General features: G+C 66.4%; 14 protein-coding genes. 9 read left to right on the forward strand and 5 right to left on the reverse strand.

Translation table 11 applies throughout. The features are described from left to right. Window positions 1-51: 51 nt before the first annotated feature. The 3 genes from AC1REK_RS03500 to AC1REK_RS03510 all read left to right on the forward strand — a co-directional run bounded on the left by AC1REK_RS03500 (window position 52) and on the right by AC1REK_RS03510 (window position 2,922). Window positions 52-1,164 (forward strand): ATP phosphoribosyltransferase regulatory subunit, encoded by a 1,113-nt coding sequence (locus AC1REK_RS03500; RefSeq protein WP_492267167.1) that lies wholly within the window; start codon window positions 52-54, stop codon window positions 1,162-1,164. Between the two features lie 17 nt (window positions 1,165-1,181). Further along, on the forward strand, window positions 1,182-2,156 hold the full coding sequence (gene hisG / locus AC1REK_RS03505) for an ATP phosphoribosyltransferase (RefSeq protein WP_316017346.1): 975 nt from the start codon (window positions 1,182-1,184) through the stop codon (window positions 2,154-2,156). Between the two features lie 292 nt (window positions 2,157-2,448). Then, entirely contained in the window at window positions 2,449-2,922 is a 474-nt protein-coding gene (locus AC1REK_RS03510) for an META domain-containing protein (protein WP_316017347.1), read from the forward strand. 164 nt (window positions 2,923-3,086) lie between these two features. Here AC1REK_RS03510 and AC1REK_RS03515 read toward each other — a convergent pair whose 3' ends face one another. The 4 genes from AC1REK_RS03515 to groES form a co-directional block, all read right to left on the reverse strand. After that, on the reverse strand, window positions 3,087-5,186 hold the full coding sequence (locus AC1REK_RS03515) for an ABC transporter ATP-binding protein/permease (RefSeq protein WP_492267166.1): 2,100 nt from the start codon (window positions 5,184-5,186) through the stop codon (window positions 3,087-3,089). A 222-nt stretch (window positions 5,187-5,408) separates the two neighbouring features. Beyond that, window positions 5,409-5,795, reverse strand: coding sequence for a DoxX family protein (locus AC1REK_RS03520; RefSeq protein ID WP_316017349.1), 387 nt, complete (start codon window positions 5,793-5,795; stop codon window positions 5,409-5,411). Window positions 5,796-6,059: 264 nt separating this feature from the next. Then, on the reverse strand, window positions 6,060-7,697 hold the full coding sequence (gene groL, locus AC1REK_RS03525) for a chaperonin GroEL (RefSeq protein WP_327522424.1): 1,638 nt from the start codon (window positions 7,695-7,697) through the stop codon (window positions 6,060-6,062). Window positions 7,698-7,739: 42 nt separating this feature from the next. Next, window positions 7,740-8,027, reverse strand: coding sequence for a co-chaperone GroES (gene groES, locus AC1REK_RS03530; RefSeq protein ID WP_066468473.1), 288 nt, complete (start codon window positions 8,025-8,027; stop codon window positions 7,740-7,742). A gap of 313 nt (window positions 8,028-8,340) precedes the next feature. On the opposite strand from groES, the gene AC1REK_RS03535 reads away from it, so the two are divergent. From AC1REK_RS03535 to AC1REK_RS03545, 3 genes are all read left to right on the forward strand, one after another. Further along, window positions 8,341-8,796, forward strand: a complete 456-nt coding sequence (locus AC1REK_RS03535) for a MarR family winged helix-turn-helix transcriptional regulator (RefSeq protein WP_492267165.1) — start codon at window positions 8,341-8,343, stop codon at window positions 8,794-8,796. A gap of 105 nt (window positions 8,797-8,901) precedes the next feature. After that, window positions 8,902-9,387, forward strand: a complete 486-nt coding sequence (locus AC1REK_RS03540; RefSeq protein ID WP_492267164.1) for a PaaI family thioesterase — start codon at window positions 8,902-8,904, stop codon at window positions 9,385-9,387. Between the two features lie 37 nt (window positions 9,388-9,424). Next, the gene (locus tag AC1REK_RS03545) at window positions 9,425-9,844 is read left to right on the forward strand and encodes a DUF1801 domain-containing protein (RefSeq protein ID WP_492267163.1); all 420 of its coding nucleotides are present in this window, start codon (window positions 9,425-9,427) and stop codon (window positions 9,842-9,844) included. Window positions 9,845-9,849: 5 nt separating this feature from the next. Here AC1REK_RS03545 and AC1REK_RS03550 read toward each other — a convergent pair whose 3' ends face one another. Beyond that, window positions 9,850-10,659 (reverse strand): helix-turn-helix domain-containing protein, encoded by an 810-nt coding sequence (locus tag AC1REK_RS03550; protein ID WP_492267162.1) that lies wholly within the window; start codon window positions 10,657-10,659, stop codon window positions 9,850-9,852. Between the two features lie 84 nt (window positions 10,660-10,743). Here AC1REK_RS03550 and AC1REK_RS03555 point away from each other — a divergent pair, with 84 nt between their 5' ends. The 3 genes from AC1REK_RS03555 (at window position 10,744) to AC1REK_RS03565 (ending at window position 14,241) form a co-directional block, all read left to right on the forward strand. Beyond that, window positions 10,744-11,244: a hypothetical protein gene (locus AC1REK_RS03555; RefSeq protein ID WP_492267161.1), complete on the forward strand. Its 501-nt coding sequence runs from the start codon at window positions 10,744-10,746 to the stop codon at window positions 11,242-11,244. Between the two features lie 21 nt (window positions 11,245-11,265). Further along, the gene (locus tag AC1REK_RS03560) at window positions 11,266-11,634 is read left to right on the forward strand and encodes a VOC family protein (RefSeq protein ID WP_492267160.1); all 369 of its coding nucleotides are present in this window, start codon (window positions 11,266-11,268) and stop codon (window positions 11,632-11,634) included. 408 nt (window positions 11,635-12,042) lie between these two features. Next, window positions 12,043-14,241 carry a methyl-accepting chemotaxis protein gene (locus AC1REK_RS03565; protein ID WP_492267159.1) on the forward strand — a complete coding sequence of 733 codons (2,199 nt, stop codon included), beginning with the start codon at window positions 12,043-12,045 and terminating at the stop codon, window positions 14,239-14,241. Window positions 14,242-14,282: the final 41 nt, after the last annotated feature.

The following is a 14,282-nucleotide window of genomic DNA, read 5'->3' on the forward strand; positions in this document are numbered from 1 at the left end:
CGAAAATCAGAGCGGCCCCTGCTAGGACGGCGCCGCAACAGGACCAATGCCGTGACCGCGACCCGTGCCAGCATCGACACCGTGATCGCGCTGTTCGAGCGCGAGGGCTATGCCCGCGCCGAACCCGCGATCCTGCAGCCTGCCGAGCCCTTCCTCGACCTCTCCGGCGAGGATATCCGCCGCCGCATCTTCCTGACGCAGGATCTCGACGGTCGCGAATGGTGCCTGCGGCCGGAATACACGATCCCCGTCGCGCTCGCCCATATCTCCGCCCGTTCCACCGAGCCGGCCTCCTACGCCTATGCCGGCCCGGTCTTCCGGATGCGCGCCAACGAGCCCGGCGAGTTCGCCCAGGCCGGTATCGAATCCTTCGGCCGCGAGGATGTCGCCGCCGCCGATGCCGAGATCATGGCGCTCGCCGTCGAGGCCGTCGCGGCGCTTGGCCTTGCCCAGCCGCGCCTGCTGATGGGCGATGTCGCCCTGCTCGCCGCCCTGCTTGATGGGCTCGGCGTGCCGCAGGCCGCCCGCCGCCGCTTGATGCGCGCAGTCGCGCAAGGCAAGGGCGCCGACGCCGTCTCCGCGCTCGATGCCCCGGCTGCCGCGACCGAGGCGACCCATGCCGGTCTGCTCAAGGCGCTGGAAGGGCAGGACCCCAAGGCCGCCCGTGCCTTCGTCGAGGACGTGCTTTCGATCGCCGGCATCTCGACGGTCGGCGGCCGCTCTGCCGGCGACATTGCCGAGCGCTTCCTGGCGCGTGCCGCCGAGCGCGACAATCCGGTCAGCGACGAGGCGAGGGCGCTGCTCGGCCGCGCGCTGGCGATCAGCGGCGATCCAGACAGCGCCTCGGCAGCCTGGCGCAAGCTGGCTGGCGAGGCCGGGCTCGATCTCGCCGCGGCGCTCGACGTCTTTGACGAACGCACCGGCTTCCTGGCCGCCCGCGGCGTCAATGTCGGCAATATCGGCTTCTCCGCCGCCTTTGCCCGCAATCTCGACTACTACACCGGCTTCATCTTCGAACTGCATGATCCCGCCAAGCCTGAGCTGAAGCCGATCGCCGGTGGCGGCCGCTATGACGGCGTGCTGCAGCGCCTGGGTGCGCCCGGCCCGGTTGCTGCGGTCGGCGCCTCGGTCTGGCTCGACCGGCTGGCGGGAGCGACGACATGAGCGGGGCGGAGAACAGCATGAACGACGCTCCGCTTGTCCTGGCCGTGCCGTCCAAGGGCCGGCTGCAGGAGAACGCTACCGCCTTCTTCGGCCGGGCAGGACTCTCCTTCGTCCAGGCGCGCGGCTCGCGCGAATATCGCGCCGCCATCGCCGGGCTGGAAGGGGCGGAGGTCGCGTTCCTCTCGGCTTCCGAAATCGTGGCGCAGCTCGCCTCGGGCGCCGTCCATCTCGGCATCACCGGCGAGGACCTCGTCCGTGAGCAGGTTTCCGACGCTGATGCGGCGATCGAACTGCTGACGCCGCTCGGCTTCGGCAACGCCAATGTCGTCGTCGCGGTGCCGCAGGCCTGGATCGACGTCCGCACCATGGCCGATCTCGACGACGTCGCCGCAACCATGCGTGCCCGCACCGGCAACAAGCTTCGCGTCGCCACCAAATACGTCAACCTGACGCGGCGCTTCTTCGCCAGCCACGGCCTCGCCGATTACCGCATCGTCGAGAGCCTCGGCGCGACCGAGGGCGCGCCGGCCGCCGGCACGGCCGAGATCGTCGTCGACATCACGACCACCGGCTCGACGCTGGTCGCCAACGCGCTGAAGGTCCTCGACGACGGTGTTATGCTGGCCTCGGAGGCCAATCTCGTTGCCTCCGTCCGGGCGCCCTGGGGCGAGCGGGCCCGCAACGCCGCTGCCGCCATTCTCGGCCGGATCGCGGCCGAGGAGGAGGCGCGCTCGCTACGCGAGGTCCGCGCCGTGCTGCACGCCGTCTCTCCGCAGCGTCTCGCCGAGATCGCCCAGCGCCTTGGCGCCCGCCTGCCTTTCGGCGCCGGGGGCGAGGATGGCGTCGTGACCCTGCATTGCCCTAAGAAGGCGGTGTTTCCGCTGGTCGAGGAGCTGACCCGGGCCGGCGCCGACGACATCACCGTGCGCGCGCTCGACTATGTCTTCCGCCGCACCAACCCGCTGATCGAGCGGCTCCAGGCGCGGATCTGACAGGCGAAAGAGGCCGCCCCCATTGGGAGGCGGCCTCCGTCCGCGCGGCCTTTGGGGGGAACGGACGCGCGCCTGCGCCGGAATCCCGACGCATTCTCGGGGTACGCGCCTTGGACCAAGCCGGATGCGGAGGCGTCGCCGATTTGCCGCGGATGAGCTTTTTGCTGCGGTTGATTGCGCCGTGAGGGTGATCGAGACTTGCGTTTCGCCTCCCTCTCGGTGCAGTGGTGACAATTGGAATTAACCTTTGCCCGTCGCGCTATTTCCAATCCGGGGTCTGGACCAGTTGAGCATGCAGTCGCGCCTCGGCCTTGCGGCCGCCATCGCCTTTTCCCTGTTGCCGGCCCTCGCGGGTGACGTCTTGGCACAGGGTCGCCAGCGGCCCTCGCAGATTCCGCAGGAAGGACAGGCAGCGCCACCGCCCAAGCAGGAAAAGAACTTCCCGCTCGATGCGTCCTGGACGGCGATCCAGTTCAACGGCAAGCCGATCAATGACCGGCGCATCACGCTGAAGGTCGACTCCAATCTGCGCGGCACCGGCTTTGCGGGCTGCAACACCTATTCGGCCTCGGCCTATCCCCTGCGTCAGCAGGGCTTTGCCGTCGGCCCCGTCGCTGTGACCAAGCGCGCCTGCGACAAGGCGGTGATGGATTTCGAGCGCACCTTCCTGCTGGCGCTGCGCGGCTCCAGACAGTGGGATCTGGTCGAGGGGCGGCTGGTTCTCAAGACTGCCTCCGGCGAGATCCGCTTCGATCGCGGTATCTGACGAAGTCCGTCATTCCGGGTGCGGCTTTTCGGCCTGCCTTTGGACGACGCTTCTGTTCCGCCTGAGATCAGCAGTTTCCAGATCGCCGTGCCTCTTCCCGGAGGCACGGCGATTTCTTGTCGAAGTATCGGGTTCTGCCGAAAGATGGCCCGCCGGTCAGGGCGTTACGCCGCCGGCTCCATCGCCCTGACGCGCGGGCTGTGGGTCCCGTCCGGGTTTCGCTCCATCGCGATCAGCTCCTCATGCATCTCGCGCAAAGTCGAGCGATGGCCGATCGAGACCACGCTGGTCTGCGGCAACTCACGCCGGATCATCGCGTAGATCTCACCCTCGAGCTTCTCGTCGAGCGAGGCGGTGGCCTCGTCGAGGAAGAGCCAGTCCGGCTTGGCGAGCAGAGCGCGGGCCACGGCGAGGCGCTGCTGCTCACCACCCGAGAGGCGCTGGCCCCAGAGATCGACCTCGTCGAGCCGTTCGGCGAGATGGCCGAGCTTCACCTTGTCCATGGCGGCGCGGAGCTCAGCATCGGGGAAGGCGTCGGGCTCGGCCGGGTAGGCGATGGCGGCGCGGAGCGTTCCCTGCGGCAGATAGGGCCGCTGCGGCAGGAGCAGCATACGCGTGTCGGCCGGCGTCTCGACCTGCCCCTTGCCGAACGGCCAGATGCCCGACATCGCGCGGAACAGCGTCGACTTTCCCGAGCCTGAAGGACCGATCACCAGCGTCGCGCGCCCGGCCGGCAGGGTCAGCTCCGGCACCGTCACGATCGGCGTGCCATTCGGCAGGTTCAGGGTCAGGTCCTTGACCTTGGCATCGGGGCCAGGCTGCTCGTCCATCTCGATATTGGCGCCGGGAGCCCCGGCCGCTTGCGCCTCGGCCTGCGCGATCGCGGTCTCGAAGGTGGTGAGGCGGTTGATCGAGGCAAGGTAGGAGGCGATCGACTGGTAGCTGTTGATGAAGAAGGACATCGCCGTCTCGACCCGGCCGAAGGCCGACGAGACCTGGGTTAGGACGCCGAAGGCGATGGCACCGGCAAAGTAGTAGGGCGCCAGCAGCAGGAAGGGGATGACGACGTTGGCCTGGTTGTAGGACAGGGTGAAGGTCGTCAGCTTCAGCCGGCGCCATAGCAGGTTGTAGAAGTTGGTGACGATGCCGCCGAAGGTCTCGCCGAGATGGCGCCGCTCGGCGGTCTCGCCACGCATCAGCGCGATCTGCTCGGAGTATTCGCGCAGGCGGGCGAGCGAGAAGCGGAAGTTCGCCTCGCGCCGCTCCTGCTCGAATTCGAGCCCGATCAGCGGCTTGCCGATCAGATGCGTGATCCAGGTCGCGATCGCTGCATAGATCAGCGTTGCCCAGAAGATGAAGCCGGGGATGACGATATCGGTGCCGGGCACCGTGATCGCGACCGGGATAGACCACAGGATGATGGAAAAGGAGACCAGCGTGGAGACCTGCGTGATCAGCGTCAGCGAGAAGGCGTAGGTCTGGTTGAGGAAGGAGCGCGTGTCCTCCGAGATACGCTGGTCCGGGTTGTCGGCGGTGCCGGCAAGCGAGATCCGGTAATGATTGCTGTTCTGCAGCCAACGCTTGTTGTATTCGGCGGCCATCCATTCGCGCCAGCGGATCAGCAGCACCGAATTGGCTACGGTCTCGATCAGCACGCTGATCACCGAGATCGCTGCCCAGACGCCGAAGACGTTGATGAGCTGGTCCCAGAAGACCGGCGCGTTCTTCTCCTGCAGGGCGTTGTAGAAGTCGCGATAAAAGAAGTTGATGCGCAGCGAGATGCCGACCTGCGCCTGGTTGAGCACGATCAGGAAGACGACGGCGGCCACGGCGAAGTGGCCGAGCTTCATCGGATAGCGGCCGAGCGGCCCGAGATTCATGCTGCTCGGATCCTGCGCCAGGAAATAGGGCGAGGCGAGATCGGCGATGCGCCGCACCACCGGCACGAACGAGATCACATAGATCAGGATGCCAAAGACGGCGACGGTGGTGCCGAGACTGGTTGGCGGGGCGGCGGCCGCCCAGGCCTGCGGCCACCAGCCGACCTGGGCGAGAACGGCACCTAGCCCGAAGATCACGTATTCGGTGCCGAAGATCCCCGAGAAGATCTTGAGGAAGTAGCTGATCCCGGCCGAGCGCCAGGTCGCGACGGTTAGCAGTACGCCGACCACGCCCATTCCGAGCATGCCGGTACTGCCGCTTTGCTGCCCGACGACGAGCGCGATCAGGGCCAGCGCGGCGACAGCGAAACTCAACAGGCGCATGAAACGGTCCTTGTCGGGAAACGGCGCGGCGACGCACCTGGTTGGAAGCATGTTGTAGAGCAGCCGTGCCGACAAAAAAGGCCCGACTCAAGGCCGGGCCGGTATTTTTCCGAGATCGTGATGCGGCGCATGCGCGGCCGGGCGTCCGGCGACGCTCTCGGTAAGAGCTGCCGCTAGGTTTCTTGCATCTGCATGGCCGCTGGAGTGGCCCGGTGCCTCGCCTCAGTCCTTGTCGACCGAATAGGCGCCGGCCCCGGCCGCGAAGAGCAGGAGGAAGCCGCCGGCAATGCCGAGGTTCTTCATGAACAGCAGCTGCTGCATCGGTGCCGCCCAGTTCATATGGAAGAGCACCGACGCAGCGATGGTGAAACCGAACAGGGCAAGCGCTGCGAGCCGGGTCTTGTAGCCGAAGACGATCATCAGCCCGCCGATCAGCTCGACGATGATGACGAGCGGCAGCAGGATGCCAGGGACGCCGGCCGAGGCCATGTATTGTTGCGTGCCGGCGTATCCGGAAATCTTGGACCAGCCGCCCAGGACGAACATCAGGGCGAGGAGGATGCGGCCGACGAGCTTGGCGGCGTCTGAAAGTGCTGGGTTGTTCAGCATTGGCTTGGCCTCGGCAAGGATCGGGGCGCGGCAGGATGCCGCACCTGGGTCGATCTAAGGCCTACAACCAAAGTCGATGCAAGCCTGCGCGCCTTTGCAGCTGTGCAAAGCGGGACGAGGCCATCGACGAAAAAAGGCCCGGCTTGCGCCGGGCCTTCATCATTATCGAGCTTGAGGGCTCGGACTTCCTCAGAAGTCCATGCCGCCACCGAAACCGGGCTTGCCCGGTTTCGGCACTTCAGGCTTTCGGGCGTCTGGACTTCCTCAGAAGTCCATGCCGCCCATGCCGCCGCCGCCCATCGGGGGCATCGGGGCGTCCTTCTTCGGCAGCTCGGCAATCATCGCCTCGGTGGTGATCAGCAGGCCGGCGATCGAAGCCGCGTCCTGGATCGCCGTGCGCACGACCTTGGTCGGGTCGATGATGCCGGCCTTGACCATGTCGCCGAACTCGCCGGTCTGGGCGTTGTAGCCGTAGGCGTAGTCCTTCGACTCCAGCAGCTTGCCGACCACGACCGCGCCGTCATCGCCGGCGTTGTCGACGATCTGCTTGGCCGGAGCGGTGATCGCCTTGCGGACGATCTCGACACCGGTCTTCTGGTCGTCGTTGGCGGTCTTGATCGACTTGACCGAGGAGAGGGCGCGCAGCAGGGCGACGCCGCCGCCCGGCAGGATGCCTTCTTCCACCGCAGCGCGGGTGGCGTTCAGGGCATCGTCGACGCGGTCCTTCTTCTCCTTGACCTCGACCTCGGTCGCGCCGCCGACGCGGATGACCGCGACGCCGCCGGCGAGCTTGGCCAGACGCTCCTGGAGCTTCTCACGGTCGTAGTCCGAGGAGGTCTCCTCGATCTGGGCCTTGATCTGGGCGACGCGGCCTTCGATGTCCTTCTTCTTGCCGGCGCCGTCGATGATCGTGGTGTTCTCCTTCTCGATGCGCACCTTCTTGGCGCGGCCGAGCATGTTGAGCGTCACGGTCTCGAGCTTGATGCCGAGGTCTTCCGAGATCATCTGGCCGGCGGTCAGGATCGAGATGTCCTCGAGCATGGCCTTGCGGCGATCACCGAAGCCCGGAGCCTTGACGGCCGCGACCTTCAGGCCGCCACGGAGCTTGTTGACGACGAGCGTGGCCAGGGCCTCGCCCTCGACGTCCTCGGCGATGATCAGGAGCGGCTTGCCGGTCTGAACGACGGCCTCGAGGATCGGCAGCATCGCCTGGAGCGACGACAGCTTCTTCTCGAAGACGAGGATGTAGGGGTCCTCGAGCTCGGCGACCATCTTCTCGGCATTGGTGATGAAGTAGGGCGAGAGATAGCCACGGTCGAACTGCATGCCCTCGACGACGTCGAGCTCGGTCTCGGCGGTCTTGGCTTCCTCGACGGTGATGACACCCTCGTTGCCGACCTTCTGCATGGCGGTCGAGATCATCTTGCCGACCGACTCGTCGCCGTTCGCCGAGATCGTGCCGACCTGCGCGACTTCCGCGTTCGAGGTGACCTTCTTCGAGTTCTTCTTCAGGTCCGAAACGATCGCCTCGACGGCGAGGTCGATGCCGCGCTTCAGGTCCATCGGGTTCATGCCGGCGGCAACCGCCTTGGTGCCCTCGCGGACGATGGCGGCGGCCAGAACGGTCGCGGTGGTGGTGCCGTCACCGGCGGCGTCGTTCTGCTTCGAGGCCACTTCGCGCACCATCTGGGCGCCCATGTTCTCGAACTTGTCGGAAAGCTCGACTTCCTTGGCGACGGTGACGCCGTCCTTGGTGATGCGCGGGGCGCCGAACGACTTCTCGATCACGACGTTGCGGCCCTTCGGGCCGAGCGTCACCTTGACGGCGTTGGCGAGGATTTCGACGCCGCGCAGCATGCGGTCGCGGGCATCGGTGGAGAACTTGACGTCTTTGGCAGCCATTTGACTACTCCGGATTGAGGATTTGAAGGGTCGTCAGGCTGATCAGCCGATGACGCCCATAATGTCGGATTCCTTCATGATCAGGAGATCCTGGCCGTCGATCTTGACCTCGGTGCCGCTCCACTTGCCGAAGAGGACGCGATCGCCCTTCTTGACATCGAGCGCAACCAGCTTGCCGGCGTCGTCGCGGGCGCCGGGGCCCACGGACACGACCTCGCCCTCCTGGGGCTTTTCCTTGGCGGTGTCGGGGATGATGATGCCGCCCTTGGTCTTCTCTTCGCTATCAAGGCGACGGACCACAACGCGGTCATGCAGCGGACGGAACTTCATGGTTCTGTCTTCCTCTCGGTCAAATTCTGGGCGGGCTCTGGCGCTAGGCTGGCCCGTTATGGGTGCCTGTTAGCAGTCTCCTAACGTGAGTGCTAACGGGCAGGGCGGAGATAGGGGCGCCCCTTTCCCGAGTCAAGGAAGCCTCCGCGCAAAAGGTGAATGCGTGACTCATCCCTGCCGGCCCGTGCGCTCGTGCCGCATGCCGGAGCGGCAGGCCGGGCATAGAAAACGTGATCGTTTCTAGGAGTTTAGAGCGGTCGTCTCCACGAAAATCGGGTTCCCACTTTTCTCAGCAATGCACTATCCTGCCGCGATGACCACGCCCACGCCCGACCCGCGCCTCGACGAGATCGCCCGCTCCTGTGTCGTCCTGCATGTGCGGATGACGGCGCGTGCCGTGACCCGGGCCTATGACGAGGCGATGCGGCCGAGCGGGCTCAAGATCACCCAGTTCGTGCTGCTCTCGGCGCTCTCGACCGGGGCCTGGCGCTCGGTCACGGAGCTGGCCGACCGCTTCGCCCTGGAGCGCACGTCCTTGACCCGGAACCTGCAATTGCTGGCGGCCGAGCAATTGATCGAGCCCGTCGACTGCAAGGGCAGGGCGCTGGTCTATGCGGTCACCGACAAGGGCCGCGCTGCCATCGAAGCGGCGATCCCCTATTGGCGCGAGGCGCAGGACCGGATCGAAGGCGGGCTCGGCCGCGAACGCTGGGGCGAGACCCGCGATGCCTTGAAGGCGGTCCGGCGCGCCGCCCGAGAGACGACCTGAGCGACAAAGACCGGCTGGAGGCCGCGCGCGCTCGCAGCAGCGCTTGACCGCGCCGCGCCTTCCTTTTTATCGTGTATCTACACGAAATGGATCGAGGCCTTGCCCATGTCCCGCAGCGTCGGTGTCGTCAGCCGTGATGTCCTGCTCGCGGAGGACGGTGCTTCCTTCCTGCGCGGCATTCTCGAAGGCCGTCATCCGGGCCCGCCCTTCGCCGATGCGATGGATTTCGATCTCGCCGAGGTCGAGGAGGGCAGGGTGGTCTTCGTCGGCAAGCCGTCGCCGCGCTTCTTCAACCCGCTGGGGACCATCCATGGCGGCTGGACCGCGACGATCCTCGACTCCGCCATGGCCTGCGCTGCCCATTCGACGCTGAAGATCGGCGAGGGCTACACCACGCTGGAGATGAAGCTCAACTATGTCCGCCCGGTGATGCCGGAGAGCGGCGAGGTCCGCTGCGAGGGCCGGCTGATCCACCGCGGCGGCACGATCGCGACCACCGAGGGGCGCCTGCTCGATGTGCAGGGCAAGCTGTTGGCGCATGGGACCGAGACCTGCATGATCTTCGGTGCGAGGGCAGGTGCGGGACGCTGATTGGAGCGCAGCGCCGGCTGGTGGGCGGGAGCGGCTGGTGAGATTTGCGCCATTCACCAACGCGGCCGTCGCGGCGAAATTCCGGTCGCTGCCGGAACCCCTTCGGCTGCCGATGCTGCGTTTGCGCCAGGCGATCCTCGACGTCGCCGCCGCGAACTCCGAGATCGGCCCGTTGACCGAGACGTTGAAATGGGGCGAGCCGGCCTGGCTGCCCGAGCGGCCGAGGACAGGGACCACCGTACGAGCCGACGCGCTGAAGGGCTCGTCGACGCATTACGCGCTCTATGTCCATTGCCAGACCAGTCTGATCGAGACGTTCAGGCGCCACTATCCCGAGCAGTTCGGCTATGACGGCAACCGGGCGCTGATCTTCTCTGTCGGGAGCGAGCCGTCGGCCGAGCCGCTGGCGCACTGCATCGCGCTCGCTTTGACCTATCACCGCTGGGCGAAGCGCTGACGCCCTCAGGCGCTGCGATACTCACGCGGGCTCGCGCCCATCACCCGCCTGAAGCGCCGGTTGAAGGTCGAGAGATCGCCGAAGCCGCAATCGAAGGCAATGCCGGCGACCGGCTGGTCGGTTCGGCGCAGCAGTAACGCCGCCCGGTGCAGGCGGGTGCGCAACACATATTGATGTGGCGTCATCCCGACGAGAGTCCGGAAGGTACGCAGGAAGTGATAGGGGCTCATCGCCGCCTGACCCGCCAGCGTGTCGAGCGAGAGCGGCTCCTCGCAATGCGCCTCGATATGGCGCAGCGCGCGCGTGACCCGGCGCTGGTCGCGCGCGCTCGGCATCTCGACCCCGCGCCTCTCGTCTGACAGCAGGCTCGCCACCGCTCCGGCGAGGCGCAGCGCGATTTCCTCCAGCCCCTCGGGTTCTCCGGCTGCGATCTCCGCCGCCGCGACCAGGCCGGCGAGCGCCGGCAGGGGCGGCAGATGAGCCCGCGCGAAACCTGCCTTCCGAACGCCGGGCACGGCCGCGGCGATGGCTTCGAGCCAGGCGGGTTCGAACTGGAAGGAGAGGCAGCGATCGCCGGCCGCGTGCTCATGGCCGCATTCGAAGCAGGCGCCGCGGTTGCCGAGCAGGAGCGAGCCCGGCGCCAGCACGGCGCTGCCCTGCGTCGAGCGATAGCGGAACGAGCCGCTGCGGACGATGGCGATGCAGCATTGCGCATGCTGCTCTTCATAGATGGCATCGGCGGGACCGGCCGTGCAGACGATGTCGCGCACATGCCAGCCGGGACCGCCGGCCAGGAACTGCGAGAACGTGGTCATGCGGAGAGTTTAGCAGTTTTTCCCAAGCGCCGCGCCTGCTGCCGGGTTCAGTCTGCATCAATCTGACCGATGCGGAGCCGGATCATGACAGCAGCCGCCCGAGGCCTTGGTGCCTCTCTTCTCGCCGACGGGCCTGCTCCCGAACTTGCCGAGCGCATGGGGCTCTATGCCTGGCTCATCGGCGACTGGACGATGGACGCCGTGATCCATGCCGACGATGGCACGCGGCATCGGGGGGAGGGCAGCATCAGCTTCGGCTGGGTGCTCGGCGGGCGCGCCGTCCAGGACGTCTGGGTGCTGCCCGGCTTCTTCCACGGCACGACGCTGCGCATCTACGACCCCAGCCTCGACGCCTGGCACATCCTCTGGAGCGATCCGCTCAAGCAGTACTACACGCGCCAGCTCGGCCGGGCGGAGGGCCGGGACATCGTCCAGAACGGCCGGCTCGACGACGGCACTGCGATCCGCTGGCGCTTCACGGAGATCGCCGGCGACAGCTTCCGCTGGCGCGGCGAGCTTTCACATGACGATGGCGCGAACTGGCGCCTCCAGGCCGATTTCCGGGCAAGGCGGCTCGGCACCTGACCAAGGCGAAGGAGAACCCGCATGTTCGACCACATCTCGATCGGCGTCCGCGATCTCGCGCGCTCCCGGCGCTTCTATGACGCGACGCTGGGCGCCCTCGGCTATGACTGCCTGAGCGTTGACGACAGCTCGCTCGGCTATGGCAAAGGCGCTGTCGGCCTCTGGATCGGGGCCGCTGCTGCGCCCGTGCCGCCCGACCCCGGCTCCAATCTGCATTTCTGCTTCACGGCGCCGACACGCGCCAGCGTCGATGCTTTCCATGCGGCGGCGTTGGCTGCGGGTGGCTCGGACAATGGCGCGCCCGGCCTGCGCGAGGCGTATGGTCCGAGCTATTATGCCGCATTCGTCGTCGATCCCGACGGCTACCGGCTGGAAGCCTTTTGCGGATAGGCGCGGCAGGCGCGACTGCGATGATCGGGGGGAGCGGAGTGATCCGGCGCCGCTGATCGACTGTTACGTGATGTGCAGACGCCCGTTCAACAGATAGTCGGGCGATGTCGGAACGCTGATGATCTGACATGACTCTGCGTCTTGTGTGGATATAGACGGGCTGCTTGTGTCGATGAATCTGTTTCGTTTTGGAAGTAAATGATCGAGTTATTGGATGTTTAAAGAATTTTAAATCTTGCTTTATTTGAGTAAATTTAGCTGGCTATCGCAATTTTAGCTTCGCAGAACGGAAGTGAATACATCGATTCGGAGCAAGTTTTATCTACCATTAACTGCGGATGGCGCATTCTTGGGCAGTGTGTATCGCGCGCCGCTCAAGATCCAATGCGCGCCGGAGTAAAGACGTCAATGTTCCTCAACCGATCGCTCAGGACAATTTTCGTCGGGCTGGCAGGGGTTTATGCCCTGCTTCTCGTCGCCATCGGTGCCACCTGGTATGGCGAGCAGCGTGCGGCGAAAGCCGTTGCCGAAGCTTATCGGCAGGAACATGCCTCCTATCTCCTGGCCGACGAGTTTCGCCAGAGCTCGGACGAGCTGACGCGCCTCGCGCGCACCTTCGCCATCACCGGCGACCGGCGCTACGAGGCGCAGTATCTCGAAGTTGCTGCCATGCGCGCCGGCGAGAAGGCGCGCCCGGTCGCCCCGCATCGCATCTACTGGGATCTCGTGCTCGACAACAGCCAGCGTCCGCGTGGTCCCGGCGAGACCAAGGCACTGCTGACCGCGATGAAGGAGGCGGGCTTCACCGCCGCCGAGTTCGCCAAGCTCGATCAGGCCCAGGAGCGATCGGACGGTCTCGTCGCGCTCGAAACGCGGGCGATGCATGCCGTGAAAGGCCTGTTCGAGGGAACCGACGGCAAGTTCACGGTCCAGGGCGAGCCTGACTTCAAATTCGCCCGCGATCTCTTGCACTCGGCCGATTATCACCGCTTCAAGGCCGAGATCATGAAGCCGGTCGACGAGTTCTTCCAGCTCGTCGAAGCCCGTACGCGGCGCTCGATCGAGGATTCAAACGCCCAGATGGGCAGGCTCGAACTGATCCTCAACGCTCTCCTCGGCGCGCTCGTGCTGCTGCTGATCGGCTCCGCCGTTTTGATCGTCAGGCGCGTCACCCAGCCGCTCGCGGCCGTGAAGACCAGCATCGACGGGCTCTCGGCCGGCATTCTGGAAACGCCGATCCCGGCAGCGAAGCATGACGACGAGGTCGGAGCCGTCAGTTCCGCCCTGCTGGTCTTCCGCGACAAGCTCGTCCAGATCCGCGAGCTCGAGCGTCAGGAGCGCGCCGAGGCGCAGAAGCGGCAGGCCCGCGCCGAGGCGATGTCCCGCGTCGTCGCCGATGTCGGCGAGGTCGTGACCGCCGCCGCGGCCGGCGACTTCTCGGCCCGTCTCCAGGTCGAGGACGCCGACGAGCAGATCCAGAAGCTCGTCGCCGGCATCAACGAGATCAACGCCGTCGTCGATTCCGCCACCACCGAATTCGCCGCCGTCCTGCATCAGGTCGCCGGCGGGGACCTGACGCAAGGCGTCGAAACAGGCTACCGCGGCCGTTTCGCCGACCTCAAGACCGCGATCAACGACACGGTGCGTCGCCTCTCCGAGACGGTGAGCACGATCCAGGCGACGTCCTCCGATGTCGGCCTCGCTGCGCGCGAGATCCATATGGGCGCCGACGACCTGTCGAAGCGCACGGAGGAACAGGCTTCGTCGCTCGAGGAAACCGCGGCGACGACCGAGGAACTGGCGGCTTCGGTGAAGGCGTCCGCCGAAGCCTCGCGCCAGGCTGCCGCCACGGCCGAGGAGGCCATGCGGGAGGCCGAGAGCGGCGGCCTGATCGCCGAGCAGGCGGTCGAGGCCATGGCCCGGATCGAAACGGCGTCGAAGAAGATCTCCGACATCACGCGCGTGATCGACGATATCGCCTTCCAGACCAACCTCCTGGCCCTGAACGCGGCCGTCGAGGCGGCGCGCGCCGGCGATGCCGGCAGGGGCTTTGCCGTCGTCGCCTCCGAGGTCCGGACCCTGGCGCAGCGCTCCGGCGAGGCGGCCAAGGACATCTCCGAGCTGATCTCCTCGTCGAACGCCCAGGTCAGCGATGGCGTCAGGCTGGTTCGCCAGGCCGGCGAGGCGCTGACCCACATCCTGGAAGCCTCGAAAAACGTTGCCGTCACCATCTCCGAGATCTCGACGGCGTCCGGCGAGCAGGCCAGCGGCATCGAGGAGATGAGCCAGGCGGTGGCGCATCTCGACGGCATGACTCAGCAGAACGCGGCATTGTCCGAACAGAGCGCAGCTTCCGCGAACTCGCTCTCGAACCGCATCGGCCAGCTCAACGATCTGGTTGCGGCTTTCCGCACCAACCGCGATCCGGTGGCTGGGGGCAGGGCGATGGCCGGGGCGGCAACGCCCGCGCCGGGCGTGCAGAGCTTGCGGGAACTCGCTGCGGCCGCAGCGGCCTACGATAATAAGCCAACCGCTGCGAGGGCCACGCCGGCACCGCGGAAGATCGCAGTGGGGGCACACAGCGTCGCCGGTTTCGAGGAGTTCTGAGAGACCGAACCGGGCACCGGCGCGTCGCGACGACTTGCCGG

The sequence above is a fragment of the Allobosea sp. GW823-FHT02B03 genome, from assembly GCF_058797755.1.

Excerpts from the sequence above, each read along its gene's own strand:
- hisG (WP_316017346.1), top strand. The coding sequence starts at position 1,182 with ATGAACGACGCTCCGCTTGTCCTGGCCGTGCCGTCCAAGGGCCGGCTG.
- AC1REK_RS03510 (WP_316017347.1), top strand. The coding sequence starts at position 2,449 with ATGCAGTCGCGCCTCGGCCTTGCGGCCGCCATCGCCTTTTCCCTGTTG.
- AC1REK_RS03515 (WP_492267166.1), bottom strand. The coding sequence starts at position 5,186 with ATGCGCCTGTTGAGTTTCGCTGTCGCCGCGCTGGCCCTGATCGCGCTC.
- AC1REK_RS03520 (WP_316017349.1), bottom strand. The coding sequence starts at position 5,795 with ATGCTGAACAACCCAGCACTTTCAGACGCCGCCAAGCTCGTCGGCCGC.
- groL (WP_327522424.1), bottom strand. The coding sequence starts at position 7,697 with ATGGCTGCCAAAGACGTCAAGTTCTCCACCGATGCCCGCGACCGCATG.
- groES (WP_066468473.1), bottom strand. The coding sequence starts at position 8,027 with ATGAAGTTCCGTCCGCTGCATGACCGCGTTGTGGTCCGTCGCCTTGAT.
- AC1REK_RS03535 (WP_492267165.1), top strand. The coding sequence starts at position 8,341 with ATGACCACGCCCACGCCCGACCCGCGCCTCGACGAGATCGCCCGCTCC.
- AC1REK_RS03540 (WP_492267164.1), top strand. The coding sequence starts at position 8,902 with ATGTCCCGCAGCGTCGGTGTCGTCAGCCGTGATGTCCTGCTCGCGGAG.
- AC1REK_RS03550 (WP_492267162.1), bottom strand. The coding sequence starts at position 10,659 with ATGACCACGTTCTCGCAGTTCCTGGCCGGCGGTCCCGGCTGGCATGTG.
- AC1REK_RS03555 (WP_492267161.1), top strand. The coding sequence starts at position 10,744 with ATGACAGCAGCCGCCCGAGGCCTTGGTGCCTCTCTTCTCGCCGACGGG.
- AC1REK_RS03560 (WP_492267160.1), top strand. The coding sequence starts at position 11,266 with ATGTTCGACCACATCTCGATCGGCGTCCGCGATCTCGCGCGCTCCCGG.
- AC1REK_RS03565 (WP_492267159.1), top strand. The coding sequence starts at position 12,043 with ATGTTCCTCAACCGATCGCTCAGGACAATTTTCGTCGGGCTGGCAGGG.